General features: G+C 62.6%; 26 protein-coding genes. 14 read left to right on the top strand and 12 right to left on the bottom strand.

What is annotated here, in order from left to right:
- Positions 1–44: 44 nt before the first annotated feature.
- From HNQ39_RS10045 to HNQ39_RS10025, 5 genes are read left to right on the top strand one after another with little or no spacing between them, the layout of a single operon-like run.
- Positions 45–1,955, top strand: a complete 1,911-nt coding sequence (locus HNQ39_RS10045; protein WP_184194813.1) for a DUF6785 family protein — start codon at positions 45–47, stop codon at positions 1,953–1,955.
- Between the two features lie 9 nt (positions 1,956–1,964).
- The gene (locus HNQ39_RS10040) at positions 1,965–2,588 is read left to right on the top strand and encodes an ankyrin repeat domain-containing protein (RefSeq protein ID WP_184194810.1); all 624 of its coding nucleotides are present in this window, start codon (positions 1,965–1,967) and stop codon (positions 2,586–2,588) included.
- Between the two features lie 60 nt (positions 2,589–2,648).
- The gene (locus HNQ39_RS10035; protein WP_184194808.1) at positions 2,649–3,188 is read left to right on the top strand and encodes a YcxB family protein; all 540 of its coding nucleotides are present in this window, start codon (positions 2,649–2,651) and stop codon (positions 3,186–3,188) included.
- Positions 3,185–3,736 (top strand): YcxB family protein, encoded by a 552-nt coding sequence (locus HNQ39_RS10030; RefSeq protein ID WP_184194805.1) that lies wholly within the window; start codon positions 3,185–3,187, stop codon positions 3,734–3,736. Before HNQ39_RS10035 ends, HNQ39_RS10030 begins: the two co-directional genes overlap by 4 nt.
- Entirely contained in the window at positions 3,702–4,331 is a 630-nt protein-coding gene (locus tag HNQ39_RS10025) for a hypothetical protein (RefSeq protein ID WP_184194802.1), read from the top strand. The genes HNQ39_RS10030 and HNQ39_RS10025 overlap by 35 nt, the downstream gene beginning before the upstream one ends.
- Here HNQ39_RS10025 and HNQ39_RS10020 read toward each other — a convergent pair.
- The 3 genes from HNQ39_RS10020 to HNQ39_RS10010 form a co-directional block, all read right to left on the bottom strand.
- The gene (locus HNQ39_RS10020) at positions 4,281–4,979 is read right to left on the bottom strand and encodes a BPL-N domain-containing protein (RefSeq protein WP_184194799.1); all 699 of its coding nucleotides are present in this window, start codon (positions 4,977–4,979) and stop codon (positions 4,281–4,283) included. The genes HNQ39_RS10025 and HNQ39_RS10020 overlap by 51 nt on opposite strands.
- Positions 4,980–4,995: 16 nt before the next feature.
- A complete protein-coding gene (locus HNQ39_RS10015) occupies positions 4,996–6,129 on the bottom strand; it encodes a hypothetical protein (protein WP_184194796.1) in 1,134 nt (377 codons plus the stop codon).
- A gap of 603 nt (positions 6,130–6,732) precedes the next feature.
- On the bottom strand, positions 6,733–7,278 hold the full coding sequence (locus HNQ39_RS10010; protein WP_184194793.1) for an RNA polymerase sigma factor: 546 nt from the start codon (positions 7,276–7,278) through the stop codon (positions 6,733–6,735).
- Positions 7,279–7,475: 197 nt separating this feature from the next.
- On the opposite strand from HNQ39_RS10010, the gene HNQ39_RS10005 reads away from it, so the two are divergent.
- On the top strand, positions 7,476–8,681 hold the full coding sequence (locus tag HNQ39_RS10005; RefSeq protein WP_184194790.1) for an MFS transporter: 1,206 nt from the start codon (positions 7,476–7,478) through the stop codon (positions 8,679–8,681).
- Positions 8,682–8,752: 71 nt separating this feature from the next.
- The gene (locus HNQ39_RS10000) at positions 8,753–9,280 is read left to right on the top strand and encodes a flavodoxin (protein ID WP_184194787.1); all 528 of its coding nucleotides are present in this window, start codon (positions 8,753–8,755) and stop codon (positions 9,278–9,280) included.
- Here HNQ39_RS10000 and HNQ39_RS09995 read toward each other — a convergent pair.
- A complete protein-coding gene (locus HNQ39_RS09995) occupies positions 9,277–11,808 on the bottom strand; it encodes a bifunctional YncE family protein/alkaline phosphatase family protein (protein ID WP_184194785.1) in 2,532 nt (843 codons plus the stop codon). The genes HNQ39_RS10000 and HNQ39_RS09995 overlap by 4 nt on opposite strands.
- 137 nt (positions 11,809–11,945) lie before the next feature.
- Here HNQ39_RS09995 and HNQ39_RS09990 point away from each other — a divergent pair, with 137 nt between their 5' ends.
- The 4 genes from HNQ39_RS09990 to HNQ39_RS09975 are packed head-to-tail and all read left to right on the top strand — an operon-like array spanning position 11,946 to position 15,635.
- Positions 11,946–12,743, top strand: a complete 798-nt coding sequence (locus HNQ39_RS09990) for a sugar phosphate nucleotidyltransferase (protein ID WP_184194783.1) — start codon at positions 11,946–11,948, stop codon at positions 12,741–12,743.
- Positions 12,740–13,834: a nucleotidyltransferase family protein gene (locus HNQ39_RS09985; protein ID WP_184194780.1), complete on the top strand. Its 1,095-nt coding sequence runs from the start codon at positions 12,740–12,742 to the stop codon at positions 13,832–13,834. The genes HNQ39_RS09990 and HNQ39_RS09985 overlap by 4 nt, the downstream gene beginning before the upstream one ends.
- On the top strand, positions 13,831–14,934 hold the full coding sequence (locus HNQ39_RS09980; protein ID WP_184194778.1) for a DegT/DnrJ/EryC1/StrS family aminotransferase: 1,104 nt from the start codon (positions 13,831–13,833) through the stop codon (positions 14,932–14,934). The genes HNQ39_RS09985 and HNQ39_RS09980 overlap by 4 nt, the downstream gene beginning before the upstream one ends.
- A gap of 5 nt (positions 14,935–14,939) precedes the next feature.
- The gene (locus HNQ39_RS09975; RefSeq protein WP_184194775.1) at positions 14,940–15,635 is read left to right on the top strand and encodes a glutaminyl-peptide cyclotransferase; all 696 of its coding nucleotides are present in this window, start codon (positions 14,940–14,942) and stop codon (positions 15,633–15,635) included.
- Positions 15,636–15,681: 46 nt separating this feature from the next.
- On the opposite strand, the gene HNQ39_RS09970 is transcribed toward HNQ39_RS09975, so the two are convergent.
- The 4 genes from HNQ39_RS09970 to HNQ39_RS09955 are packed head-to-tail and all read right to left on the bottom strand — an operon-like array spanning position 15,682 to position 17,928.
- Complete coding sequence (locus tag HNQ39_RS09970) at positions 15,682–16,338, bottom strand: SMI1/KNR4 family protein (RefSeq protein ID WP_184194773.1); 657 nt, start codon at positions 16,336–16,338, stop codon at positions 15,682–15,684.
- 15 nt (positions 16,339–16,353) lie between these two features.
- A complete protein-coding gene (locus HNQ39_RS09965; RefSeq protein ID WP_184194770.1) occupies positions 16,354–16,737 on the bottom strand; it encodes a retropepsin-like aspartic protease in 384 nt (127 codons plus the stop codon).
- Positions 16,734–16,994 carry a hypothetical protein gene (locus HNQ39_RS09960; RefSeq protein WP_184194767.1) on the bottom strand — a complete coding sequence of 87 codons (261 nt, stop codon included), beginning with the start codon at positions 16,992–16,994 and terminating at the stop codon, positions 16,734–16,736. The genes HNQ39_RS09965 and HNQ39_RS09960 overlap by 4 nt, the downstream gene beginning before the upstream one ends.
- 10 nt (positions 16,995–17,004) lie before the next feature.
- Positions 17,005–17,928: a fumarate hydratase gene (locus HNQ39_RS09955; protein WP_184194764.1), complete on the bottom strand. Its 924-nt coding sequence runs from the start codon at positions 17,926–17,928 to the stop codon at positions 17,005–17,007.
- 650 nt (positions 17,929–18,578) lie between these two features.
- On the opposite strand from HNQ39_RS09955, the gene HNQ39_RS09950 reads away from it, so the two are divergent.
- Complete coding sequence (locus tag HNQ39_RS09950; RefSeq protein WP_184194761.1) at positions 18,579–19,181, top strand: sigma-70 family RNA polymerase sigma factor; 603 nt, start codon at positions 18,579–18,581, stop codon at positions 19,179–19,181.
- 322 nt (positions 19,182–19,503) lie between these two features.
- Entirely contained in the window at positions 19,504–20,454 is a 951-nt protein-coding gene (locus tag HNQ39_RS09945) for a lysophospholipid acyltransferase family protein (protein ID WP_184194758.1), read from the top strand.
- Positions 20,455–20,818: 364 nt separating this feature from the next.
- On the opposite strand, the gene HNQ39_RS09940 is transcribed toward HNQ39_RS09945, so the two are convergent.
- Genes HNQ39_RS09940 through HNQ39_RS09930 form a run of 3 tightly spaced genes read right to left on the bottom strand, consistent with a single transcriptional unit; the run spans position 20,819 to position 23,213 of the window.
- Positions 20,819–21,655: a M15 family metallopeptidase gene (locus HNQ39_RS09940; protein ID WP_184194755.1), complete on the bottom strand. Its 837-nt coding sequence runs from the start codon at positions 21,653–21,655 to the stop codon at positions 20,819–20,821.
- Positions 21,656–21,685: 30 nt separating this feature from the next.
- Positions 21,686–22,897: a hypothetical protein gene (locus HNQ39_RS09935; protein ID WP_184194752.1), complete on the bottom strand. Its 1,212-nt coding sequence runs from the start codon at positions 22,895–22,897 to the stop codon at positions 21,686–21,688.
- Positions 22,890–23,213: a PadR family transcriptional regulator gene (locus tag HNQ39_RS09930; protein ID WP_184194749.1), complete on the bottom strand. Its 324-nt coding sequence runs from the start codon at positions 23,211–23,213 to the stop codon at positions 22,890–22,892. The genes HNQ39_RS09935 and HNQ39_RS09930 overlap by 8 nt, the downstream gene beginning before the upstream one ends.
- 245 nt (positions 23,214–23,458) lie before the next feature.
- Here HNQ39_RS09930 and HNQ39_RS09925 point away from each other — a divergent pair, with 245 nt between their 5' ends.
- Positions 23,459–24,130: an SOS response-associated peptidase gene (locus HNQ39_RS09925; RefSeq protein WP_184194745.1), complete on the top strand. Its 672-nt coding sequence runs from the start codon at positions 23,459–23,461 to the stop codon at positions 24,128–24,130.
- On the opposite strand, the gene HNQ39_RS09920 is transcribed toward HNQ39_RS09925, so the two are convergent.
- The gene (locus HNQ39_RS09920) at positions 24,127–25,422 is read right to left on the bottom strand and encodes an outer membrane protein assembly factor BamB family protein (protein WP_184194741.1); all 1,296 of its coding nucleotides are present in this window, start codon (positions 25,420–25,422) and stop codon (positions 24,127–24,129) included. The two genes, HNQ39_RS09925 and HNQ39_RS09920, sit on opposite strands and share 4 nt — an antisense overlap.
- Position 25,423: the final 1 nt, after the last annotated feature.

Below are 25,423 nucleotides of genomic sequence, written 5' to 3'. Positions count from 1 at the left end.
TATCACTGGCAGGAAATCCCTCGGGGCTGGTGAATTATAGAGCTATGCGTCTTCGAGGACGGTTCTTTTTTGCAGCGACGTTGCTTATCCCCATCAATGCCTTCTGGATTATCCAGTCGGAGGTGATGCGCTACGCCGGGCACCCCACCACGATCTCGCTGTTCTACAACACGATCTTCTGGCTCTGCGTACTGCTGGCGATCAATGGCCTGGTCGGGCGCTTCTTCCCCAAGGCGACCTTCTCGCGGCTGGAGATGCTCACCCTCTACGGGATGCTCAATATCTGCACCGGGATCGCAGGCCACGATAGCATCGAGGTGCTCCTGCCCATCCTGGCCTACCCGCTCTACCGCGCCAACGCCACCAACAACTGGGACCAAAACCTCATTCCGCGGCTCCCCAAGCACCTGGTGGTCACGGACAAAGACGCGCTCAAGCCGTACTTCGAGGGCCACTCCAGCCTCTACGAAGCGAGCCATCTTCAGGCCTGGCTCGTGCCCACCCTCTGCTGGTGCGGGTTCTTGACCACCCTGATGATCTTGTTTATGTTTCTCAATGTCCTGCTGCGCCGCCGCTGGACCGAGAGCGAGAAGCTGGCCTTTCCGCTGATCCAGCTCCCGCTGGAGCTCACCGCGCCGGGGGCACCGCTGCTGAAGAACAAAGTCCTCTGGGCGGGCGTGGCGATCTCGGTGGTGCTCCAGCTCTGGAACGGGGTGGCGGTGCTCAACCCCCAGGTGCCGCTGATCCAGCTCAAGTATGTCGATCAGGGGCCGGCGAACTTCCCCAACCGTCCCTGGAGCGCGATGGGCTGGCTCCCGGTGGGCTTCTACCCCTTTGGGATCGCGCTGGGCGTGCTGCTCCCCGTGGACCTGATCTTCTCGTCGTGGTTTTTCTTTCTGTTCTACAAAGTCCAGCTGATTGTCTCCGCGTGGATGGCCTGGGACCAGGAGCCCAACTTCCCCTACACCGATGCCCAGGCGCTCGGGGCGTACCTGGGGATTGGGTTTGGGGCGCTCTGGGCGGCGCGGCGGCACTTTTCCTGGCTAGCGCGGGTCTTCTTCAACGAGGAGAAAGAGACTCCCGACCCCAACGACCCGATCCCCCAGCGCACCGCAGTCTGGGGCGTCCTGATCTGCCTGACCCTCCTGGTGACCTTCTTCCGCCTCTCGGGGCTGAGCTTTCTGGTGATCGGGGCGGGGCTGGTGATCTATCTCGGGATCGCGATCGCCATCACCCGCATGCGCGCCGAGCTGGGGCCGCCCGTTCATGACCTGCACCACGCGGGTGCGGACACGATGCTCCCCAAGATCTTCGGCCCCACGGCGTTCTCCCGCGACGAGCACATTGGGCTGAGTTTCTGGTGGGGTTTCAACCGCGCCTACCGTGGCCACACCATGCCCATCGGGATCGAGTCGCTCAAGATGGCGGAGCAGGGCAAGCTGGGGACACGCGGGATGTTCTTTGCTCTCTGCGCCGCCGCCATTCTCGGGCCGCTCTGCGCGTTCTGGGCGCTCCTGCACCTCTCGTATGCCTACGGCGCGGCGGGGGCAATCGCCCCGCCCAATGTCATGGAGATCTTTGGTCGCGAGGCGTGGAACCGCTACAACAACTGGACCGGAATCCCCGAGCCGCCCCACTACCGCGAGGGCGCCGCGGTGCTTGGCGGGCTGGGCTTTACACTGGTTCTCAACATGATCCGTGGGCGCTGGATCGGCTTCCCCTTCCACCCGGTCGGCTACGCCATCGCATCGAGCTGGGGAATGAGCGTCCTGTGGGTCCCCATGCTTATCGCGTGGGTGCTGAAGATTCTGATCCTGCGCTACGGCGGCCTCGGGCTCTACCGCAAGTGTGTCCCGTTTTTCTTGGGCGTGATCCTCGGGGAGTGCCTCATGGGCGGCTTCTGGAACCTCACCGGAATCGCCCGCGAAGTCCCCACCTACGCCTTCTGGCCGTAGAATACGAACATGAACCCTGTCGCCAAAGTGTTCCTTATCGTTGTTTCTGTTGTGTTGGGGCTGGCGGGGATTTGCTTTATCGGGCTCTCCGCGCTCTTTGGCAACCCGGTTACTCGCCCACGCTACCCTGCCTACGATGCGCTGATGGCGGCGGTGGACAAGCACGATGCCAAGCAGGTACGGCAGCTTCTGGCGCAGGGCACCGATCCCAACAAGTTCCCCGATGATCCCGATTCGATTCAAGCAGAGGCCGATTATTCGGTACTGAACTGTGCCGTGGACGAAGGCAACGAAGCTGTTGTCAAGGCCTTGCTGGACTACCACGCCGACCCCAACCAGGGCGACGGCTGGCATGAGAGTCCCCTAGCGGCGGCGGCGGCAAAGAACAATCTCCCCATGATGCGCCTCTTGATCCAGCGCGGGGCAAGAGTGAACGACACGTCGAATGGCAGCGGTGCGCTCTGGCGTGCCGCGATGGATGGAAAGACCGAGGCGGTTGCGTTCTTGTTGGCGCAGGGCGCAAACCCACAGACAAAGGCATGGACCTACAAGAAAGATCACCAGCTACTAGATGCGCTCCGTGATGGGAGCGGCACCCCAGAGATGGGGGTGCACTCGGCGATAGCGAAGTGATGTTTCGCGCGTAACCAAATCCGCTCGGGCGTTATCCTTGGGGGTACAAGGAATCCAACCATGAGCATTTCGTATGAACTAACAAAAGATGATGGCGTCGCCCTGATGAAGTACCTGTGGCAGCGGCCGGAGCGACGTCATCAGGAGCGCAAGGAGAACGACACGATTGCGGTGGCCTTCGCCGTGGTGATCTGGATGCTGGTCTCCCGCGCATCGGGGAGCCTGGGGCTGCTGGTCGCGCTGGCGATTGGGCTCGCGCTGCTCCAGTCGCTACCCCGCCTGCGGGAGAACAAGGGCAAGAAGTGGGTCAACTCCGATGGCTTCCAGCAGTGGCTGGGCTCGCGGACCGTGACCATTGAGGACAGCGGCCTGCGCGTGGTCAGCACCCGTGGCGAGCGCCTGATCTACTGGGCCAGCTTTAGCGAGGTGATCGAGGCCGAGACCCATCTGTTCCTGCCCTTTGGGATGCTGGAGGTCGTGGTGATCCCCGCCCGCGCGTTCGAGAGCCCCGATACCAAGGTCGCGTTTCTCGCCGAGCTCAAGGCCCGCCAGACCGCCGCACAGGCCACCCAAGGAATCGGGGAGGAGGCTGAGGCATGACCGTCACCTTTGAGCAGAACCTCCAGGATATCTACGACTGGATCGAGCACCAGCGCAGCAAGCGCAAGCGGGAGTACCCGCTCCGGGCGATCATCACCCTGGTGATTATCGGCTACGGCTTCTTGCAGCGCGGCCAAGACGCGATCGCGTGGGTGCTGATCGCCATCGCGATCTCGCTCGCCGCCGGGCCGCTTCTAGAGCCCTGGCAGCGTGCGACATGGCGTCGGCGCCTGGAGATGTCGGAGAAGGCGGGAGAGCAGGTGCCCGAGGAGCTGCGCCAGCTCAAGACCGTCACCCTGGAGCTGGGCGGCCTACGGGTCGCCGAGCCCTCTGCCAAGCGCGAGATTCTCCACTACTGGGACTCCCTCACCGAGCTGATCGAGCTGGAGCGGGTGCTGGTGGTGCGCCTTGGCAAGCTGGGGATAGAGAGCCTCCTTATCCCTCGGCGCGCGTTTGCCTCCCCCGACGACTACACTACCTTTGTGGCCGAGCTTCGGGGTAAACTACCGGTGGGTGAAGCTAAAGAAACGCCTTCCGGAGAGTCGTAGCCAGAAGAAAGAGCGCCTTGCCGCCGACCGAGACCGCCACGCCCTAGATCGCGAGCAGGCCCTCGGCCGGCGGGAGGCGTGGCTGGCACAGCACGACCGGGGAAAAGCGCTCTACCACGAGTGGCGCAACGCCACCCTCCACCGCCTCGACTCCGACGCTGCCTACACGCACTTTGAGGCGGTGCACCGCAGCTACTGGGACCTCTTCCGCCATATCGGCATGCCCTCCACCGAGCTCTCCCTCGCGCTCCAGCGCCACAAAGACGGCAAGCCGGTCGATCCTGAGCCCTTGGTGGAGGAGCTGGAGACCCAGCTCAAGTTCCGCCCCCATGTCGCGCACCTGCTGCGGCAGCTCCTCCGCGCCGGAGCGCTCTCCCCGAGCCAGCAAGACCGTGTCTGTGGCGTTCTCTTGCGGCGGCTAGCCTTCGACGGCTGGCACCGGCACTTCCGCGCCCTCGCCCGCCTCGCTCGTGCCTTGGACAGCCAGAGCCCGGAGCTACGGCAGCAGCTCGCCCAGCTCCCGCAGACACCGCAGATCGTGCACCTACGGAGCCTGCTGGATCCAGGCGATGGCGTGGCGCAAGAAGTCCTCTAGCCCGGGGGTCTTCTCCGGGTGCGGGCTGAAGCAGAGCACGCGCCCCTTGCCAAACTCCCCCGCCGCGATCGCCGTCGTGCCGGGCATGACTCCCTTGGGTGCGCCCTTGAGCGCCACCTCCCCGACATAGGTCGCCAGCTCTTTATAAGGCGGCAGACCGGGCTTCCCCGCCGGTGCCAGCAGCGGCCCCTGGCGGTAGGCGATACGCACTGACGCGCTCTCGGGACGCTTGAGCACCGTCTTGCCGTCGTCGGAGAGGCGAATCTCGACCGTCCCATTGCCCCGTGCCCAGTGCTGCTTGTCCAGGACCTTGGCATTGAGCAGGTTCAGCGACCAGGGATAGTCGCTGCTGGCAAGATACGCCCCCGCGCAGATCCCGATATAGCCCTTGCCCTCACGGACAAACTGCCGCACTTTTTCCCGCCCCTCGTCCCCGAGTGCCTTGCCCTCCCCGCCGCCCGAGCCGCCGGGGAAGACCACCAGCGCAAACTCAGAGAGCCGCCCAGCCTGAATATCCTTGACCTTGAGAGTCTCTACCGCCAGCTCGGGGAACGCCGCCAGCGCCTTGAGCACCGCCGAGAGGTCCTTGCTCGTGCCGGTGTCGGTGTAGACCGCCACCCGGATCAGTTTCTGTTGCCATCGCCACATGAGCCTATTGTAGCAGTTAGAGCGGCTTGAGCGTCAGAAAAAAGAGCACCTCTTGCCCGCCTTTGACCGCGCCTTGTTCTTCCTTAAGTACCACCCCACCAAACATCACGATCTCGCCTGCCCGGACCCGACGTGTATTGCTGAAGCTCTTCTCCAGCCGAATGAGCTGGCCTTTCTGGGGCCCGAGGAGCGGAACCGATGCCTCCCAGCGCGACTCCACCTCGAAGTAGTTATCGCCAAGCGGTGTCGCCACAAGGGCCACCTCGATCCGTGATGTCTGCGCGGGTGTCCCGGAGAACTTGCTCAGCGCCGTGATCTCCCTACCACACTTGCCCGACTCCACCGCCGAGAGCAGCGTGGTGCGTCGTCCCTTGCCTGTCCCCACAGCCACCACCTCAATCCGGCACTCCAGGGTTGGGGTAGGAACATCAATGGTCTTCAGGCGTCGTGCAAGCTCCTCGATCTCCGCCTTGTCTCCCTGCACCAAGAGGGTTCCATTGGCCAGTGCATAGATGGCATCGACCCCGGGTGGCCGAAGCGCGCCCGAGCCCCCACCGCTAAGCTGCCGTCTCTGGCGCGCGGAGAGCCCACCACCACCAAAGCCCCCCCCGCCACCAAAGCCGGGGCCGAAGCCGCCGCCCAGATTTGCCATCGGATTTATTCCCGCCGGAGCCTTCGCAACCGGAGCAGGCTTCTCCGAGAGGGGATCGGAGTCGGCGAGCCGAACGATCCCCCCGAGAACCGCCTCCAGCTCCTCCAGAGTTCGATAGCGCACGGTGATGGGATAGAGTGGCCCCTCAGGAATAGTGGGTAGTCTCCCTTGACCGCCCCCTCCTCCCCCACCAGCGCTTGTCTGTACAGAGGGCTTGACAATCACCACACCGTTGCTTGTTTGGTAGAGAAAAGGCTGGGTCGCCGCCCGCTGCAGCAGCACCATGAGCTTATCGAAGGGCTGCTCCCTCGACTTGAGTGTCACCGTGCCCGTCACCTTGTTATCGATCACATAGTTCTTGATACCTGCACTCTTAAACAGAGTCTCTAGGGCGGAGCGGAGCGGTGTGTTATTGAAATCCGTACTGATCAGCTGCTCTGCCTTTTGCAGGGGCAGGGTCAGTACATAAGCCGCGATAGCAGCAGGAGGATAGATCATAGGGAAACCTCTCTCGTTTTTTCATTAGATGTAGGGGCAATGGATTCTGTAACGGCAACGACACTAGTCTCATCCCCCATAATCGTCACGTGCTCGGTCACCGGCACAGGTGTCTCCACCGTGCAGGTATCGTCGGCGACAATCACCAAGTGGGCCTCATGTGCCTCTCTCTGACGCTGGGGAGAGGGTGATGATGGATTCCGAACGGAGGATGACGTATGAGAAACAGACGATGAAGCAACAAAATCAGACGATGATAACTTGTGAGCAGATGAGGAAGCGATAAAATCAGACATCGGAGCTTTGTGATCAGACGATGCTGACTTAAAACCAGACGATGATGTACTAGAAGCAGGCGATGGGCTCGGCGAAACAGGCGATGACACGACATGAGGAGACTCTCTCGGCCAAAAAATCGCAAGGGACAGCGCCGACACGAGCATAAACCCGACTGCCGGTGCCCCGCTCCGACGGCGACGAGGCGCAGCGCCCACACAATCCCCCTCCGAAAGGCGGGCAAGCAGCGCCACTCTCTCCGTTTCCGAGACGGGATTTAGGGCTGGTGCCGGATCGCCTTCGTGCAGAAGTGCCTCTAGGGCATCCTCAGATACTCTCGGTCTCATACTCTCCCTCCAGCAGCGGCGCGAGCCGCTTCTTCAGTGCCTGCCGCGCACGGAACGCCAGGACGCGGGCGCTGACCTCGGTGCAGCCCAGTGCCTCCGCCGCCTCTTTGTGCGAAAACTGCTCGTAGACCGTCAGCACCAAGACCAGCCGCTGGGGCTCGGGCAGGGCTTGCAGCGCCTCGGCCACCGCCTCACCCAGCAGGCTCGTGCGCGGCGGCTCCCCCGACTCATAGTTGTCCGGGAGCGCCTGGGTCTGCCGTGCCTTGAGGGCATTGAGGGCCAGGTTCTTCGCCGCAACATAGAGCCAGACTCGAAACTTGCGCCGCGTCTCAAAGCGCGCCCGCGCCTCCCAGAGGCGCACAAAGCTCTCTTGGGCTAGGTCCTCCGCCAGAGTCGCACTCCCCGTGAAGCGCGTCAGAAACGCCGCCAGCGCCGGACGATGCCGCACGTAGAGCGTGGCAAACGCCTCACGATCCCCGCTCTGCGCCCTCTCCATCAGCGCTTCATCGGACGCCTCCTGCTGCATGACACCCCTAGTACAAGCCAGCACGACCATTCGTTACAACCTCCAGGGATTGGAAATCCCCGTCTCCCGTAGGAAGCGCCCCGTGGGCGCGGAGAGCACGGCTCTCTGCGCGTCCTCGGGACGCTCCTAAACCCGAGGCGGGGATTTCCAATCCCCGCCACTTTACAGCGCCGCCCTACCCAGGCGATACTGCCGGTGTGAGTGACTTTCAAAAACTCTGGGTGGGGCAGGCGGTCTCGGTCTTTGGCTCACTGATCACCCGGACCGCACTGCCCTGGTGCGCCCTGCTCTTTCTCCACGCGCGGGCGCTCGACATGGCCTTTCTGGTGCTGGCCGACCTGCTCCCCGGCTTTTTGCTCGGGCTCTTTGCGGGGGCCTGGCTAGACAAGCGCACCAAGCGCCCGGTGATGATCCTCTCGGATATCCTGCGCTTTCTCCTGGTGGCGAGCATTCCCGCGCTCGCGCTGACGGGCAGGCTCTCCCTCGGCTATCTCTTTGCGGTCGCGCCGCTCATGGGTGCCCTCTCGACGGTCTTTGAGATCGCCTACCAGTCCTACCTCCCCGAACTGGTCGAGAGCGAGGGGCTGGGCCGCGCCAATAGCCGCCTCTCCGCCAGCGCATCGGTGGCGGAGATCTGCGCGTTCTCGGCATCGGGCTGGCTGGTGCAGACCCTAGGCGGCCCCCAAGCGCTCCTGATCGATGCCGCGACCTTTCTGGTGAGCGCTGTCTCCCTGGCCCTGATCCGCCAGCCCGATAGAGTCCTTGCGCCCACCGACCAGAGCGAGGGGCTGGGTCTCTTCCACGAGGCGACGGAGGGGCTGCGCTTCGTGCAGGGCGAGCCGACATTGCGTGCCCTGGCCCTGGCCCAAGTGGCGCTCTCGCTGGGGTTCTCCCTCATGGGGCCGCTGATCCTGCTCTTCATGACCCGCACCCTGGCGCTGGAGCCCAAGTACCTGGGGATGGTCTTTGCTATCGGCGGGGTCACCTCGCTGCTGGGCGCAACCCTCGCCGAGCCGCTGGCCAAGCGCCTTGGGGTGCCCCGTGCCACCGTGCTGGGCTTTGCGACCATCCCCCTAGGAATGCTCCTGGTCCCCCTTGCCCCCGCTCGGAGCGCCCTGAGCTATGTCTTTCTGGCGGGCAACCAGCTCCTCACCGACCCTGGCTGGACAATCTTCGATATCCACCAGACCACCCTGCGCCAGCAGCTCGCCCCCGAGCAGCTCCTGAGCCGCATCAACGCGGTGACCAAGGTAGGAGGGCTGGGCGCGAGCCTCGTGGGCACCCTGCTCGCCGGCGCCCTCGGGGACACGCTCGGGCCACGCCCCGTGCTCTTTGGGTCGGTCGCCTTTCTAATGGTGGCAGCGGTGCTCTTTGCCAAAAAGTTATCCACAGCCTGTGGATAACCTGTGGATAACTCACAAAATCTGCCATTTAGAGGACGCCGCCTCTGCCCTCTCGCGGCTACTCTGTGCGCATGCAAGTACGTTCCATTGGGGTGTTTTACGGTAGCACGACCGGCAATACGGAAGAGGCTGCGGAGGAGCTCACACGGGTTCTTTGTGGGCGCAGCGATGCCCAGGTGCGGGCGATCTCGGTGAGCGGGATCGACCCGGCGCGGCTCCTGGAGTTCGATGCGCTGGTCGTGGGGTGCCCTACCTGGGACGAAGGCGAGCTCCAGCGGGACTGGGAGTGTCTGTTGCGCCGGGTCGGGAAGCTACGGCTGGAGGGCAAGCCCGTGGCGCTCTTTGGCTCGGGCGATGCGCTCTGCTACCCGGACACGTTCCAAGACGCCCAGGGGATTCTTGGGGCGGAGCTGCGCGCACGCGGGGCTCGCCTGATCGGCCACTGGCCCACCGACGGCTACACCTTCACGGCATCGCGCGGTGTCGAGGACGGCCACTTTTTAGGGCTCGCCCTCGACACCGACGATAGCTGGACCACGACCCGCACGCGTCTCTCCACCTGGGCAGACCAGCTCCTCGCAGAGCTAGCCCGCCTCTAGTCTCTCTCGTGGACGGCGGCGAGGGGGCCGTAGCGCCGGGCGGGCGGCGTGCTCTTAACCCCCTTGATCGAGCGCCAGAGGATCTCATTGAGCTCCTCATCGGCCTCGGACTCCTCCGCGAGCGGGTTGAGCAGGCGCTCGCTGTCCTTAGCACGGTAGGCCGTGCGCCCGTTCACCTCCCCGATAATCTCCTTGCGCGGCAGGATCGCGGTGTAGGGCGCATCGTTGTCGGGCCTTGCGCCAAAGACCGTCAGCGCGGGTGCCGTGGCATCGTAGAGGGTCATCGGGTTCAGCCCCAGCAGCAGCTCCATGGTCCGCAGCACCGAGTCCGTGTTGAAGAAGCGGCTATCGTGGCTGGCCTTGGGAACAAACGGGCTGATCACAAAGCCAATCGAGCGGTGTGCATCGACATGGTCGTAGCCGTTCTGGGCATCGTCTTCAAGGATAAAGATCGCGGTCTTCTTCCAGAGCGGGCTATGGCTGACGGTCTCCACCAGCTGGCCCACCGCGTAGTCGTTGTCGGCGACCATCGCGCGGGGGCTGGACTGCCCCGCCGCCGTGCCCGCCGTGTGGTCGCGGCCGAGGCGCACGAGCATCAGCTTGGGCATCTTATTGGTGGCCAGCAGCTCGCTGTACTCGCGCCGCCACGCCGAGATGCGCGACTTATCGCCCTTCTTGCCGTAGACCGGCTTTTGCTTGGGCGCGGGAGCGAGCCCGTGCTTCACCCATGCCTCGGAGTCCGCATAGCTCGTGTCGTAGACCCGGAACTCATCGCTGGTGACGCCCAGCAGAGCATTCTTCACCGGCACCGTGCGCTCGTCGGTGGTCCCTTCCTCCGCGGTCGTGCGGGGCGCGGTGAGCGAGTCGGTGAACATTCCAAAGTTGCGGAGCGAGACCTTCTTCTCGATCGCCTTATCCCAGAGGTAGCCCCCCGGTGCGGTCGCGACATCTCTGACCCCCAGCCGATCCGGAACTCCCCCATTGTTGGTGCCTTCGTAGTCGTAGGGGCGGGTCTTTCCGGTGTAGCCGTAGGGCACATTGCGCGCCACGTACTCGCTCGCCATCCCGCTCACCGAGTAGTTCCAGCCATCGCCCGAGACCTCGGCGGCACAGTAGAAATTATCCAGCAGCACAAAGCGCTCCGCGAGGGCGTGGAGGTTGGGAGTGACCTCGCGGCCAAAGAGGGTCAGGCTGGGATCGCCGTTGCCCTTGCCCAGGTCGCCCAGCACCTGGTCGTAGGTGCGGTTCTCCTTGACAATATAGATCACGTGCTCGATCCCCGGGTTCTTGAGAGTCGCACGCGCCTGGCTCAGCGCGTTGTTGGTCAGCACCTGGCCCGTGGTCTGCTTGGTCGCCATAGGGCTCGCGATCCGGCTGACCGTCCCCTCGATAATGTTCTGGATGTACTGCGGCTGCACCCCCTTGGCGATCTCGGCGGGCTTGCCATTGGGATTGCGTGCATTGACTCCCTTGGCATTGGCAACCAATAATCCCCCCTCGGTCAGTGCGACAGCAGTCGGGTACCAGCCGGCGGGCAGGTAGCCCCGCAGGTTTCCACTGGTCAGATCGACCACCGCCACGGCATTGAGATCGGCGCAGGCGACATACAGAAGCGAGGCTCCCCCACGGGTGGGGGCAGGGGGGGCGACGGTCATGCCCATCGGGGTGACACCGGGAATCCCGCGTGCCTCGGCGGGGCGCAGGAGGATGGTCTTGGTGACGGTGTCATTAATAATATCGATCACGCTCACCGTGTCCGAGCCCGCATTCGCCACGAGTAAATACGGCTTGTTCCCTCCCACCCGTAGCAGCTTGGTGGTCTGAGCGCCGGTCTCGATCCGGTGGAGCAGCGCCCCCGTCTCGGCATTCAGGACATCCACGCCGCCCGCCTGCTCGCTGGTGACATAGACTTTCTCACGAAGAACCGCGATATCGAGGGGGTAGCCCGCCAGAGTCACTTTCTTTTTCAGCGCCCCCGTCTTGGTATCGAAGATCAGCAGCTCGCCTTTTAGCTTGTCTTTCGGGTCGCCGTAGCTGCGGGTGACATAGAGCTGGTTGTGGTCCGTGCTCACCGCGACCCCTGCCGCATTGGGGGCCTCAAAGGCGAGTGCCCCCTTGCTCAGCTGGCCGTCGTCGGAGAGCGTGTAGGTACTCACCACATCGTCGGAGCCGCGCGCGGCGTAGAGGGTATTTCCAGCAAAGGCCAGCCCGTAGTACAGCCCCGGCTTCTTCTTACCGATCGCCTCGGGGGTGAGCGTGCTGACCACTTTGCCGGTCTTGGCGTCCAGTACCGTGAGCTGCGAGCGTGCTCCCAGGCTACTGACCACGACATACTTTCCATCAGGGGAGGGCAGCAAGGTCGTGGGGAACGAGCCGACATTGACCTGCTCCCCCAGCGGGGTGATGCGCTTGCCATTGGAGAGCGGCAGGGGAGAGGCAGTCGTGGGATTGGCCTGGCGGGCCCGGGCGAGCCAGAGCCCTCCTCCAGCGAGGCCAAGAGCGAGCAGCGAGGCGAGTGGTTTCTTCATGCCCCTATTCTACGCAAAATTCGCTCGGCCTTGAGGTTAAGAGGGGGTTATTTTTGACAGGGCGCAGAAGTTGAGGTATTCTTTCCTGAAGGTTTCACGCCGCGCCGCGCTATCGGTGCGGTGTTTTTATTGTCGCTATGTCTGTGGTCGCCATCGTCCCCGCCGCCGGTCTGGGCACCCGCCTGAGGCCGCTGAGCGATGCTATTCCTAAGGAAATGCTTCCTGTGGGACGCGCGCTCGCACTGGAGCGCATTGTCGCCGAGCTTCATGCTGCGGGGGTAGAGCGCATTGTCTTTGTGGTCTCGCCCCAAAAAGAGGCGTTTCTTCGGAAGCACTTCGGCGAGAGCTTCGGCTACGCCCTCCAGCCCGAGATGCGCGGCCTCGGGGATGCGATCCTCCAGGCGCGTGCTCTTGCAAGCGGCGCCTCCCGCCTCTTAGTTGCGCTGGGCGATGCGGTCTTTGAGGAGCCAGAGCTGGGAGGCCTCACCCGCCGCGTCCTCGCCACTGACTCCCCGATCTCGATAGCCGTCCAGCAAGTGCCTCGTGAGCGCCTCTCCAAGTACGGGGTTGTCGCACCGAAAGCGGGAACCGAGGGGAGCACCTTTCGTATCCAAGATATCGTGGAAAAACCCGCTCCCGACCAGGCTCCTAGTGATTTTGCGGTAACGGCCCGCTACGTCCTGCCCGATACCCTCTTTGAGACACTTGAGAAGACACCGCCCGCAAAGAACGGGGAGGTTCAGCTCACCGATGCCCTCCAGCTCTTGCTTCGTGCAGGGGTTCCGGGGAGCGCGGTGCCACTTTTGCCAGGAGAGACACGTCACGACATTGGCGGCTTTGAGACCTACTTCAAGGCCTTTGTCACATTTGCCATGAACGATCCCGAGTACGGCGCAGCGTTGCGCACTTATCTGAAAGAGACGCTGCAACTATGAAGGGTATCATTATCGCAGGAGGAGCCGGCACCCGCCTGCGCCCCCTGACCTACACCCGCCCCAAGCCCCTGATCCCCGTGGTCAACCGGCCTTTTCTGGAGTACCAAGTGGCGCTGCTGAAGCGCCACGGTATCGACGAAATCATCTTCTGTACCAACTACATGTCCGAGCAGATCGCGTCACACTTTGGCGACGGGTCACGTTTCGGAGTAAAGATGCAGTTCGTCAACGAAGAGACTCCCCTTGGAACCGCCGGTGCCATTAAAAACGCACAGACCGTCGCGGGCCGGGAGACCCTTGTCGTGCTCAACGGCGATATCCTCACCGATTTTGATCTCTCGTCGATCATCGCCTTCCACCAGAGCAAGAACGCCCTGGTCACCCTCACCCTCAAAGATGTCCCCTCCCCCTCCCCCTACGGCGTGATTGTCACCGATGACGACGGCCGGGTGCGGGAGTTCCGCGAGCCCAGCGAGGCGCAGAAAAAGGCGCTGGCGACCAACCCCCATATCGAGACCACGGGGGTGGACTACATCAACGCCGGAATCTACATCATGGAGCCCGAGGCGCTCGATGCCATCCCCACGGGCCGCCCGGTCTCCATCGAGCGCGAGACCTACCCGCAGTTCCTCGCCGATGGCAAGCCGATCTTTGCGGTCGCACGGCGCGGATTCTGGCTGGATATCGGCCGCCCCGAGCAGTACCGCCAGGCCACCCAGGCCATCCTGTCCCGGGATATCGCGGTCGAGGTCGCCGGGGAGTGGACCGCGCTGGGCTACTGGGCGATGGAGAATGTCCAGGTCGACCCCACGGCGCATATCGCCCCCACCGTGCACCTCGGAGCCGGCAGTAAGATCGGCCCCGGTGTCTCGCTCTCGGGCAAGACCGTGATCGGGCCGGGCTGCTGCATCAAGGCCAACGCCACCCTCACCGACTGCATCCTGCAAGAAGGGGTCATTGTCGGGCAAGGGGCACAGCTCTCCGGGGTGATCCTGGACGATGGCTGCCATGTCGAGGCGGAGACGGTGGTCACGGTCCCGTCGGTGCTGGCTTCGGGAACAGTCTTGCGTAAGGGGACACGTATCGAATGACGGTTCCCATGGCGGACCTGCCCGCTCAGTACACCGCACTCAAGCCCGAGCTCGATGCCGCCATCGCTCGGGTGATGTCCACGGGTGGCTTCATCCTCGGCCCGACAGTCACCGCGTGCGAGACCCAGGTCGCCGCCCTCTGTGGGGCTAAGCACGGGATCGGGGTGGGCAATGGCACCGATGCGCTCCTGCTCTCCCTCATGGCCCTCGGGATCGGCCCCGGCGACGAGGTCATCACCCCGCCCTTTACGTTTGTGGCGACAGTCGAGACCGTGGTCTTGCTCGGAGCAACACCGGTCTTTGCCGATATCGACCCGGTGCACTTCACCCTCGACCCTGCCGATGTCGCCCGGAAGCTCACGCCCCGCACCAAGGCCATTGTCCCCGTCCACCTCTTTGGCCAGCTCGCCGACATGGAGGGGCTCCGCGCCTTTGGCCTGCCCCTGATCGGCGATGGCGCGCAGGCAATCGGGGCGGCGCAGCACGGCCAAGAGGTCGCGCAGTGGAGCGAGCTGACCACGCTCTCGTTCTACCCCACCAAGAACCTCGGCGCGGCGGGCGATGGCGGGATGATTCTCACCAACGACGATGCCCTGGCGGCGCGGCTCCGGCTGCTCCACTTCCATGGCTCCGGCGGCAAGTACGACTACCACCTGGTCGGGGTCTGCTCGCGCCTGGATGCGCTCCAGGCGGCGATCCTCAATGTCAAGCTGCCCCACCTGGCCACCTGGAACGAAGCGCGCCGCACCAATGCCGCCTTCTACGACCAAGCGCTCGCCGATATCGAGGGCCTCGTGCTTCCTAAAACGCGGGCGGGCAATGTCCACACCTTCCACCAGTACACCGTTCGTGTCCCCAACGGCACCCGTGCACCTCTCAAGGCGTTTCTCGCCGAGCGTGGGATCGCGACCGGTATCTTCTATCCGGTGGCCCTGCACCTGGCCCCCGCCTACGCCGAGCGCTTCGGTGGAAAGCTCGGCGACCATCCTGAGTCCGAGCGCGCCTGTGAGGAAGTTCTCTCCCTGCCGATCTTCCCGGAACTCTCCGAAGCACAGCGCGTCTCTGTAGTAGAGAGTATCCACGCCTTCTTTGGAGGATAATCGCGATGTTCAAGCAGCCCCCGGTCTATGGTTTTAAAGTCGTCAATACCTACCCCCACGATACAGCAGCCTTCACCGAGGGGCTGGAGCTCCACAACGGCCTCCTCTACGAGAGCACGGGCCTAGAGGGCAAGTCCTGGATCGGGATCCGCACGATTGAGAACCCCAAGTACCAGAAGACCGTCAGCATCGACCCACAGTACTTCGGCGAGGGCATGACCATCTTCGGCGACAAGCTCTACCAGCTCACCTGGAAGAACCACAAGGGCTTTATCCGCGACAAGAACACCCTCAAAGAGCTGGGAACCTTCAGCTACCAGGGCGAGGGCTGGGCGCTCACCCACAACGACACGCACCTCATCATGAGCGATGGCACCGCGACCATCCGCTTCTTCGATCCCAAGGCCCCCGGCAAGAGTGTCAAGAGCATCCGTGTCACCAACAACGGCAGAGCCGTCACGCAGATCAACGAGCTGGAGTGGGTCAAGGGCGAGATCTTCGCCAATATCTGGCAGACCGACTACATCATCCGCATCAACCCCAGCAGCGGCGTGGTCACCGGGATTATCGACCTGACCGGCCTGCTCCCCGGCCAGGAAGATGTCCTCAACGGAATCGCCTACGATGCCAAGGCCGACCGGCTCTTTGTGACCGGCAAGCTCTGGAGCAAGCTCTTCGAGATCAAGCTGATAAAACGGTAGTCCTCTCCTCCTCTTGTTCGCAAGCTCACGGGAGGAGGGCTTTTGTCTAATTGGTGTAACGCGGTTCGGGAAGCAGTTCGGCGAGGACGGCCAGGTTTGAATAATCACGCTTGTGCTCATTCTGAAAAGTAGCAATCCAATCAGAAATCCAAGTATCAAAGCTGTCGGCCTCAAGACAGCCAAAATATTCCAGAAGTGCTTTCTCCCCAGGAAAATCCAATAATGCATCCGGCGGGAAAATAGGCTCCTCATTCATCAATATCGGATATTTTTTGCTATTAGCATAAAAATAATAGCAATACTGACAGCCACCATGTGCCACTTGAATGAGTCCAGGTAGCCAGATCCAGTCGCGCTCCTCTATTGACAACTCGTAGTCATCCCCAGCAGTATCAGGCACTAGATCCGCTTTTCGAACCAAACAAACAGGGATCCCTGGCAAGATATCTTCTCTCACGGGAAGGGCTTGGTTATTGCACAATTCTTCTAATGGAAACAAACCATAGACCGGCCCTATACCCCCATTAGCAACCTCGGAGTAGATACGTTTAAGCAACGGAGGAAAACGAATTCCAAGAGCTTTTTCTCTTTCCTCTACCTGTTGCAAAGTAGTTGGTCGACGCGGCATCTGGTAGCGAGGCCACGAAAACTTGTGGTAGACCGGATCACGAAGCATGAGTTGCATGAGCGCAATACTATCCATCTTCTTTGACCTCTCTCATAATGCTGAAATCGTCAGATTTCTCAGATCAAGCACGGCACCAACAGAAAGTAAAAAATCTGTACCAAGGATAGCTTCAATGCCAAAGCCATAATCGGAGCCACTGACTTCAATCTCTGGAAGATTTAGAAAAAGTAGTCCTACTTGCAAACTCTCTATCTGTTTCGTATATACCCACTCAGCCCCACCAATTCCTTGGAGGCGCCGTAAAGAGTCTGTGGACGCAGGCTCGATCCCAAGCCGGTCTGCAACGTGAGCAGTGATAACCGTCGAGGCAGAACCTGTATCCAAGAGTGCACCGTATACCATCTCTTCCCTGCCTGCAAAACGAAGTTTCAGAGAAACAAACAGTAAGCCTGATTCCAGTCGTAGTGCCGTCATGAGCGTGGACGAACGCGTGGACCAGTGGCCTCTTCCAAAGAGATGACTTCTTGGCTCGTATGGTAGAAACCAAACTCTCGCCCGGGATAAGTGCGCTGAAGCTCGGCATAACGACGGAAAACGTGAGCGGAAGTATCCGTGTTCTCTAAAACAGCAAGCTCATCCACGAGCCAGTATCCGGCATCGCGATGGCCACGCATCACCTCAAAAACCAGCCAGCGGTTAGGAAACTGCTGGCGCGCTTCGCTCCAGGTCATGACTTTCCTCCTAGTGTGGTAGCGCCTGAGTTGTCTCCTCGTAGAGCCAGCCCGTGATCTCATCCGTGGTGGGATCTAGGGTGACCCCACGCCGCCGGTGCGCCCAGCAGGCATAGCTGACCGAGACAAAGAAGCTGGCGGGGAGGCGGTTCTGCGACGTGATCTTACAGCCGAGCAGGCTGGTGTTTCCCCCAAAGCCCATCGGACCGATCCCGAGGCCGTTGCAGATGCGCGTGATCTCGCTCTCCAGTGCCGCGAGTGTCGCATCCGGGTTGGTGTCGCCCACCACCCGCAGGAGCTGCTCCTTGGCCAGTTCCAGCCCGTGCGCCCGGTCGCTGCCGATACACACCCCGATATAGCCCGGCGCACAGCCCTTGCCCTGCGCCTTCCAGACCGCATCGAGCACGGCCAGCTTGACCCCCTCGCTATCGCGGCCGGCTTTCTTGCCCAGCTCCTTCAGCTCAAACGGCAGGCTGTACTGCGCCCCGACATTCTCACAGCCGCCGCCCTTGAGCATCAGGCGCACATCCACCGTGGGGTTGCGCCAGGCCTGGAAGTGGAACTGCGGTGTCCCCGGCCCCAGGTTGTTGCCCGTGTTCTTGCCCGTGAGCGAGTCCACGGAGTTCTGGCGCAGGTAGCCGATCGCGGTCGCCTCCGCCACGGCCGCGCGGGCAGCGTCCTCAAAGGTCAGGATATCGTAGCCGATGGGGTAGTGGACATAGAACTTGATCATCCCCGTGTCCTGGCAGATCGGGGCGCTCTCGGCGGCGGCAGTTTCGATATTGCAGTCGATGGTGTCCAGAGCCATCAGGGCGCGGCTGTCTTTTAGCTCACTGGCGCGGCCCTTCTCCATCGCCTCGCGGATATCGGCGGGCAGATCAGACGACGTACGGCGGATGAGGTCCAGAAGGCTGGCTTGCAAGGTTGTGCTCATGGCTTGAGTATACCCCTAAGCCCCCCCGGTTGGAGCGGGGGCGCTGGAGAGCCTGAGCGAGCCGGGGGAGGCATCGCCAGAAAAAATAAAAAATAAATTTCTTTTTAACTCTTTAGCAGAAAGGGGAGAAGAACGTATAATGCTTACGATGGGCTCGTGCGTGAACGACGGCACCCCTAAAGACGGCTCATCAGAATGCTCAGGAGGAACGACTAACATGGTAAGCAACAATTGGCTCTTAAATAATGGTATGCCGATGGATGCCCGCCTGGCGTTTCTCTGTAGCGAAACCCCCATACTCCATCTACTCTCCGCAGCGCGGGATAGAGGCTCGATTCAGGGTAAACAAAGTACCCAGGTCGGAACCGCCTCACCAGGGTATCTACCCCAAACGCGCCTGTAAGAGCGAAGCGCAGGAGGGGATACGCTGCAGAGAAAGCAGCCGAGGCCCCAACCCATCCCGCCTTTTCGCTCATTCGTCATCATTTACCGCAGCGATAGCCCCTACTTTTGTGTAGGTCTGCCTTCAAGCTTTATGCCTGGCAGAGTGGTAGTCTCCTGAGTTTTTCAGCAGAGCCTGCCACCGGTTTTTTATGCTGCCCGCCCCTGCTAGAGCTGTGTCTCTACGCAGGTCCGACGGAGAGAATCCCGTGAACACTGCAACTATCGATAAGGGAATACTGCACCAGGACACGCTCACTTTACAGCGTGCCAAGCAGGGCGACACCCGGGCGCAAGAGCGCCTTCGCAAGTCGCTCACCCCCCGCCTGGAGTCTCTGGCGGGCTACTACGCCTCCCGAACCGGGATGGATGCCAACGACCTGCTTCAGGAGGCCTGGGTCGCGGTCTACGAGGTCCTGCCCACGGTTGACATGACCATCGGAACCCCGTCCCAGTACCTGCTCAAGCATGCTCGCTGGCAGATCTTGGACCACATCCGCTGGAACAAGAAGCGCTCCCACGAGGCGCTTGAGGACCTGACGGTGGAGACCGAGGAGCACACTCAGAACAACTTCGCGACCCGGGCCAACCTGCCCGGCGCCGATGAAGTGGAGACCCGGCTGATGCTGGAGATCCTGGAGACGCGCCTCAACACCCGGCAGCGGGCGATCCTGCGCGGGCTCCTGGAGGGACGAACGTGGCGGCAGATCGGCGACTCGCTGGGCTGCACCTCTGCGAACGTCGCCTACCACGTCCGCGGCATCCGCCAGGCCTACGCCGATGTCACCCAGACGGCCTGCATGGTGGACTAATGGGTCCAAGACCTAACGACGAGGAAGAGGAGACACCACGGGCGAGTGGCTTTCGGGCTGCTCGCCCGTTTCGTTTTCTGCCGTAAGAAGCACCGCGCGGCGCGTGGCCCAGGGAAGCGGAACGGAGACCCCGTGGAGCTCGGGGATGGCGGCTTCGATCAGCCCGCGAAAGGTCACGTAGCAGTGCGCACAGCCAAAGAGCCCCTCGTCACAGAGCGCCTCAAAGGTCAGGCCACAGCGGCGGCACGTGGTTCCCTGCCAGATGTCTTTGCGGATTGCGATGCCTGAATTCTATCACGGGGGGACGGTATGATAGAGGGGTATGACACGCTCGACCCTTGTCTTTCAGCGGTTTCTTGCCCACACCTTGGAGCGTCTGGGCGATAAGGTGGGCCGCATGTCCCGCGAGAAAGCCCTGCGCCTCGGGGAGAGGCTGGGCCGCCTCGGCTTTCGGGCGGTCAAGCGCTCTCGCACCACGGCACTGCGGAACCTGAACCTGATCTACGGCGACTCCCTCACCGAGGCGCAGCGCCTGACGCTCACCCGCAAGGTCTTTGAGCACTTTGGACGGGTCACGCTGGACTTCTACCGCTCGGCGATGCGCGGCGACGACACGATCCTTGAGATGGTGACGGAGATCGAGGGCTGGGAGCACACGCAAGATGCGCTCGCGGCGGGGAAAGGCATTATCGGGGTCTGTGGGCACCTGGGGAACTTTGAGATCTTCGCACGCTACGCCGCCAAGTGCGGTGTCCCGCTCACGGTGGTCGCCCGCGATCCCAACGATCCCGTCTTTGGGGCGACCGTCAAGAAGATCCGCGCCAGCGGCGGCTATGAGATCGTCAGCAAGGGTGGCGCGTCGGTGCGCAAGCTCTTTGTGGCCCTCAAAAAAGGGCAGGCAATCGCCATCCTCCCCGACCAGAACAGCGGCGATGTCTTTGTCCCGTTTCTTGGGGTTCCTGCGGGCACGGTCAGCGGCCCAGCGACGCTCGCGCTCAAGACAGGCGCGCCTATCATGCCCTGCTACTGTGTCATGAAACCCGACACCAGCTATAAGATCGTCATCCACGCCCCGCTCTGGCCGCAAGAAGGCGAGAGCGAGGCGAGCCTGATGGCGCGGATCAATGTAGCGCTTGAAGAGGGCATCCGTGCCTACCCCGAGCAGTACCTCTGGCTCCACAACCGCTGGAAATCCGCCTTCGACGACAAAAACGCCGCCCACTGGCCCGCCGGCTACGACCGAGCGGCGCTCAAGGCAAAGTGGCAGAGCTAGTCCTCGATCACGCGTATGGTCTCAGGAGGGAAATGCGCATAGTGCGGCATGCAACAGTCAGAGCGCTCTGTTCCTACCTCGTGTCCATTGACACAGACCAAGTTCATGCCATCCAGCCCATCCCGCCCGCAGCAGCCATTGTGCCTACGACGGTCAGGGTGGTGCCTTATCTGAAGAAGGTCCGCCAGGTTTACCATGAGCTCTCCAGGATGCCACGCTTCCAAGTCAGACTCGGGCTCCTGGTAGGAGTATCCCTGGGGTAGAAGAGGAGTCTCCTCCTGGCCGGAAAGAAGTGCCAGATCGGTAAGAGCCCTCAGCTCCCGCGTGAGGGCGATACCACAGACAGCACAATGAAGGACCACCGCTAGTCCTTGTCGGGGTGGATGGTGAGGGTTCTTGGGCGGGCGGCACCGTTGAAGGAGAAGTTCCAGCCCAGCACGGCATTGATATCCGCAAACTTCGCCACGGTCCGCTCGTTGATCACCTGGGTCTTGATCGCCGCGCTCTGGTCGTTGAGGAGCAGGGAGTACTTGCCGTCTTTCTCCAGCAGGCTACCGCCAAAATAGTCCGTCCAGTCGCGGATCGCCACCCAGACACGGCTCTCGATAAACCAGGCATCCAGCTCGATTTTCTTGGCACCGTCGCCGTGGTCCAGAAAGACCGTCACCGGGTCCAGAGTGGGGGCAGGGCTCGGGGTGGGTGCAGGTACAGGGCTCGGGTGCTCGACAAAGGTCGGGATGAGCGCATCGATCGCGGGCCAGCCCTGGGTGCGCACGAGCTCACGGAGCACGGAGACTTTTTTATTGGTCTTGATCTGGTAGTGCGGCGCGTCTGAGAGATCGTGCCAGCTCCCGCCCCACTCTAGGCCCAGTGCCTCGCCCAGCGGCCCCATCTTATCGTAGTGCACGGACTCCTCGAGGTACTTGCCATCTTTGAAGAGCCCAATATCCACCGCGATCTGGAAGTTGTGGTTGCTCTGGCCCCCACGCGCATTGGTGACCTTCGGCCCCGGTGCCGTGCGCCCCTTGGCAAAGAGCGCGTCCTGCTCCGCCCAGGTCCGGTTGGCGCTGATGATCTTCACGTCGAGGCCGTGGCTCGTGGCATAGGTCTTCAGGGCGCGCAGCAGCGCGCGAAAGTGGGGCTGGGCCTTGGGGCGTAGCGTGGCGAGATTGGTCTCGGAGCGGGCATCAAACTCAGGCATAGGTTGTTCTCCTTACCCCAAGTATACCCACTACGCTCCCAGCCCAACCCGCCGCGTGCGCCGCCGCCGGCTCAGGCGCAGCAGTGCCATTCCCAGGTAGCCCCCCAGCAGGTCGGCGAGAACGAGGCTCCCGACATAGCCCGCCGCCAGGACTCCGACTTGCCGTGCCGCCTGCGCCTCAAAGCGCTCACGGGGCGCCGCCATGAGCCGCTCTAGCTTGGCCAGCTCGTCCTGAGCAATGATCCGGGCCCCGACAGTGAACTCAAGGTCTTGGGGGCCACGCTCATGCCAGTAGGCGCGTGCCGCGATCGGAAAGGGCTCGCGGTCATAGCCCCTACCATCTTCACGGGGGACAAGAATGCTCCTCTCTGCCTTTAGGCCAGCGGGAAGGAAACGAGCGATAAGAGAGAAGCTCGTGGTGGTGGCGTTATTGACAAGCTCGCGGGTGAGCTTGAGCTGGGGATCACGCCGTAGGCGCCCGTACCAGGCACTCTCCGCATTGAAGATCGCCTTGGAGATAGGGATGCCTCCCGCTCCCCAGACGGTTTTTCGGTAGCTCGCAAGGCTGTTTTTCACCTCGTGGTCGGTCACGGCATTCCCGATAAACTTGAGGCCCAGATGGAGAAAGGCCACTCGCTTGGCGGTCCGGACACTCTCTAGGCGAGCCTGCTGGGCCTGAGCCGGCGCATCGAAGCGCGAGACCAGCCAGCTGGGATCAAATGCAACTATGGGCTTTGGATAGAGCAGGGTGAGCTTCCAGCCGCCCCAGACCGAACAGAGCAGGATCGCGGCGACTCCTCCGGGGATAAAGCGACGCGGCTGGGGGCGGCAGGCGAGAGCTGCGAGGAGAAAGCTCAGGGGCAGGACGAGCACAGCCGCCAGCGTGAGGGGGTTTGCGTAGCCCCGCCAGGTGAGTGCCGCCAGCCCCGCCAGAGTCCCCAGGCAGGCGAGGAGGCAGCTGACCAGCTGGAGAGGCCGTGTCCCGCTGTGCCGCAGGAAAGTGGGTGCCCACGCGCGGCTGATTCCCTGGGAGAGCGTGCCCACGGGCACAAACTGACTGATGGCCTGGCGCTCGTAGATATCGGCTTGGTAGCGTAGGTCGGCGGCGCTGTCTTCCAGGTGTGCCTGGGTCTCGGCGACCACTTCGTCGATTTTCTCAGGAGGCAGGGTTCCGGCGAGGCGCTGGCGGAGGGCATCGCTGTACTCGGCGATAGTCTCCGGCGCGGCTTTCAGCTTAGGCATTGCGTACCTCCGGCTTGGCCAAGAGCGCGGAGACGGAGCTAGCGAAGGTCTCCCAGTCCGTGCGCTTCTCCTCCAGTTTCTTCCCCCCCGCCTCCGTGAGCCGGTAGACCTTGCGGGCGGGCTTACCTTCTTGGGGCACCCACTCCGCCGTGATCATCCCCTCGCTCTCCAGCCGGTGCAGGATCGGGTAGAGCTGGCCGTCTTGAATCTTCATGCCGTCCAGCCCATTGACCCGCCGTGTGATCTCATAGCCGTGCTGTGGCCCCCCGGAAAGAGTCGCAAGAATAAGTGCCTCGGTGTCCCCACGAAATGCCATTTGAGTTATCTCCAAAAACATCATATCTCAATTTTTGAGATATTGCCAACCCGGCCCGTTGGAGCTCCGGCCGATTAGAACGGCCGGACTGGAGAGCCTTTGGCTACGAAGGCCATTCCGGCCATAATTCGGTATGGCCGAAGGCCTTCGTGTCGGAGCTTGCGACGACAGCAAGACGCCCCCGTTCATGGGGGCGATCTACCCGGGGCGATCCAACGGGCGGGACCATCAGGTATAACAAACTTATGTGTGGACGATTCACGATGCACCACGGCCCCGATGAGCTTATGGCGCGCTTCGACATTCAGGGGAGCTTGTTCGAGCCGACCGCGCGCTACAATATCGCCCCGACCCAGCCCGTCGCGGCGGTCACGGCGCACGGGCCGCGCGCGGAGCGCCTGCTGGAGCCGCTTCACTGGGGGCTGGTGCCGTTCTGGGCGAAAGACACAGCCATCGCCAGCAAGCTCATCAATGCCCGCAGCGAGACCGTGCAGGAGAAGCCCAGCTTCAAGCACGCCCTCTCCCGCCGCCGGTGCCTGATCCCCGCCGATGGGTTCTACGAGTGGGACCGCAAGACCAAGCAGCCCACGCACTTCCGTGTGCGCGGCGGCGAGCTCTTTGCCTTCGCGGGCCTCTACGAAGAGTGGCACGCGCCCGATGGCTCGCCCTTGCGTACCTGCACGGTGCTCACCACCGAGGCCAACGCGCTGGTCGCCCCAATCCACGAGCGCATGCCGGTGATCCTGCAAAACCCCGACGACGAGGCGATGTGGCTGGAGGTGGGGCGCTACAAGCCCCTCGACCTCCCGCCTTTGTTTTCTCCTTTTCCCGCCGATCAAATGGACGCGATCTTTGTCAGCAAGCGTGTCGGCTCGCCGGCAAACGACGATGCCGAGCTACTGGTGCCAGTCGGCTAGCGCACGCAGAAGAGGTGCGAGCCCAGCCGGATCACCAGCTGGCCCTCAAGCGCGGCGTAGCCGTAGAGGATCGGGTCGAGGGAGTCGGGGCTGGTGGCACGCGCCGCTCCCGCGTTGGCAGGGTTGTTGGGCGTGGTCGAGAAGGGCTCTTTGGTCTTGGGTGGGTTTTGGGTGTCCCAGAGCGGGTTGCTCGCGACTTTCTCAAAGACCGGCCCCGCTTTGATAATTGTCGTGATGCCGTTCTTGCCGAAGAAGTAGACATGCTCCCCCACTGCCAGCGGCGATGCCCAGCACGGGCTGTCGATGCGCTCGGAGTAGAGCTCCTTGCCAGTCTTAGCATCCACGCAAAACACGATCCCCGCGGCGGTGACATAGTAGACCAGCCCGCGGTAGGCGAGTGGGCTCGCAAAGTCGCAGGTCGCCTTCTTCCCCTCCCAGACCACCTCGGCGCTTGGCTTGCCGTCTTTGGTAATGAGCCTCAAGCAGCAGTTCGACTCCGCCGCGGTCCGCCCCCCGGGCCGCGCGAGACGCGCTTGCGCGGGGGTTGCCCCCACAAAGACCGAGTCGCCGTCCACGCACACCGACGGCATGATATTTCCCGTGATTCGGTCCACCGACCAGAGCAGCGTGCCGTCTTTGGTATCAAAGCCCTCGACAAAGCCGTTGGCGCTGACAAGGAGGAGCTCCTTCTCTCCCTGCTTTGTCACCACCGGCGACGTCCAGCTCTTGCGCGGCTCCCGGCTCACCTTCCAGCGGTTCTTGCCCGTCTTTTTATCCACGGCAAGTAGGTACGCCACTCCGGGATCGTCGACCAGCACAAAGACCGTGTCGGTGTTTTGGGCCAGCGACTGCCCGATCCCAAACTCATTGGTGAGGGTCCCGTACTCCTTGACGAGGGAGCGGCTCCAGAGGGTCTTGCCGCCGTGGTCGAGCCCGGCCAGCTCACCGCTCTCGAAGAAGACATAGACTCCCTTGCTGTCCACCACCGGAGTCGGGGCGGCACGGCTGACATAGTAGCTCATCTCATGTGGGAGGCTGGAGGCAAACGCGCGGCTCCAGAGCAGCTTCCCGCTCTTAAGGTCGCAGGCGTGCACCAGGCAGCGCTCGCGCATCGGGCCTTGCACCGATGTCACAAAGACCCTCCCTCCCCAGACCACCGGCGACGACTGCCCGTAGCCGGGGAGCTCGGTCTTCCAGGCGATACTCTGGGTGGGTGACCAGCGCAGGGGCAGGCGCTTGATGCCGCCCCCGACGCTCCCCCCATTGCGAAACGATGTCCAGCTTGCTTGCATG

The organism is Armatimonas rosea, from assembly GCF_014202505.1.
Taxonomy (GTDB): Bacteria; Armatimonadota; Armatimonadia; order Armatimonadales; family Armatimonadaceae; genus Armatimonas; species Armatimonas rosea.
This window is presented reverse-complemented; position numbering and strand designations above follow the sequence as displayed.

What these genes read in the sequence shown, in the direction of transcription:
- HNQ39_RS10045 (WP_184194813.1), top strand. Translation starts at nt 45, where the DNA reads ATGCGTCTTCGAGGACGGTTCTTTTTTGCAGCGACGTTGCTTATCCCC.
- HNQ39_RS10040 (WP_184194810.1), top strand. Translation starts at nt 1,965, where the DNA reads ATGAACCCTGTCGCCAAAGTGTTCCTTATCGTTGTTTCTGTTGTGTTG.
- HNQ39_RS10035 (WP_184194808.1), top strand. Translation starts at nt 2,649, where the DNA reads ATGAGCATTTCGTATGAACTAACAAAAGATGATGGCGTCGCCCTGATG.
- HNQ39_RS10030 (WP_184194805.1), top strand. Translation starts at nt 3,185, where the DNA reads ATGACCGTCACCTTTGAGCAGAACCTCCAGGATATCTACGACTGGATC.
- HNQ39_RS10020 (WP_184194799.1), bottom strand. Translation starts at nt 4,979, where the DNA reads ATGTGGCGATGGCAACAGAAACTGATCCGGGTGGCGGTCTACACCGAC.
- HNQ39_RS10015 (WP_184194796.1), bottom strand. Translation starts at nt 6,129, where the DNA reads ATGATCTATCCTCCTGCTGCTATCGCGGCTTATGTACTGACCCTGCCC.
- HNQ39_RS10010 (WP_184194793.1), bottom strand. Translation starts at nt 7,278, where the DNA reads ATGCAGCAGGAGGCGTCCGATGAAGCGCTGATGGAGAGGGCGCAGAGC.
- HNQ39_RS10000 (WP_184194787.1), top strand. Translation starts at nt 8,753, where the DNA reads ATGCAAGTACGTTCCATTGGGGTGTTTTACGGTAGCACGACCGGCAAT.
- HNQ39_RS09995 (WP_184194785.1), bottom strand. Translation starts at nt 11,808, where the DNA reads ATGAAGAAACCACTCGCCTCGCTGCTCGCTCTTGGCCTCGCTGGAGGA.
- HNQ39_RS09990 (WP_184194783.1), top strand. Translation starts at nt 11,946, where the DNA reads ATGTCTGTGGTCGCCATCGTCCCCGCCGCCGGTCTGGGCACCCGCCTG.
- HNQ39_RS09985 (WP_184194780.1), top strand. Translation starts at nt 12,740, where the DNA reads ATGAAGGGTATCATTATCGCAGGAGGAGCCGGCACCCGCCTGCGCCCC.
- HNQ39_RS09980 (WP_184194778.1), top strand. Translation starts at nt 13,831, where the DNA reads ATGACGGTTCCCATGGCGGACCTGCCCGCTCAGTACACCGCACTCAAG.
- HNQ39_RS09975 (WP_184194775.1), top strand. Translation starts at nt 14,940, where the DNA reads ATGTTCAAGCAGCCCCCGGTCTATGGTTTTAAAGTCGTCAATACCTAC.
- HNQ39_RS09970 (WP_184194773.1), bottom strand. Translation starts at nt 16,338, where the DNA reads ATGGATAGTATTGCGCTCATGCAACTCATGCTTCGTGATCCGGTCTAC.
- HNQ39_RS09965 (WP_184194770.1), bottom strand. Translation starts at nt 16,737, where the DNA reads ATGACGGCACTACGACTGGAATCAGGCTTACTGTTTGTTTCTCTGAAA.
- HNQ39_RS09960 (WP_184194767.1), bottom strand. Translation starts at nt 16,994, where the DNA reads ATGACCTGGAGCGAAGCGCGCCAGCAGTTTCCTAACCGCTGGCTGGTT.
- HNQ39_RS09955 (WP_184194764.1), bottom strand. Translation starts at nt 17,928, where the DNA reads ATGAGCACAACCTTGCAAGCCAGCCTTCTGGACCTCATCCGCCGTACG.
- HNQ39_RS09945 (WP_184194758.1), top strand. Translation starts at nt 19,504, where the DNA reads ATGACACGCTCGACCCTTGTCTTTCAGCGGTTTCTTGCCCACACCTTG.
- HNQ39_RS09940 (WP_184194755.1), bottom strand. Translation starts at nt 21,655, where the DNA reads ATGCCTGAGTTTGATGCCCGCTCCGAGACCAATCTCGCCACGCTACGC.
- HNQ39_RS09935 (WP_184194752.1), bottom strand. Translation starts at nt 22,897, where the DNA reads ATGCCTAAGCTGAAAGCCGCGCCGGAGACTATCGCCGAGTACAGCGAT.
- HNQ39_RS09930 (WP_184194749.1), bottom strand. Translation starts at nt 23,213, where the DNA reads ATGGCATTTCGTGGGGACACCGAGGCACTTATTCTTGCGACTCTTTCC.
- HNQ39_RS09925 (WP_184194745.1), top strand. Translation starts at nt 23,459, where the DNA reads ATGTGTGGACGATTCACGATGCACCACGGCCCCGATGAGCTTATGGCG.
- HNQ39_RS09920 (WP_184194741.1), bottom strand. Translation starts at nt 25,422, where the DNA reads ATGCAAGCAAGCTGGACATCGTTTCGCAATGGGGGGAGCGTCGGGGGC.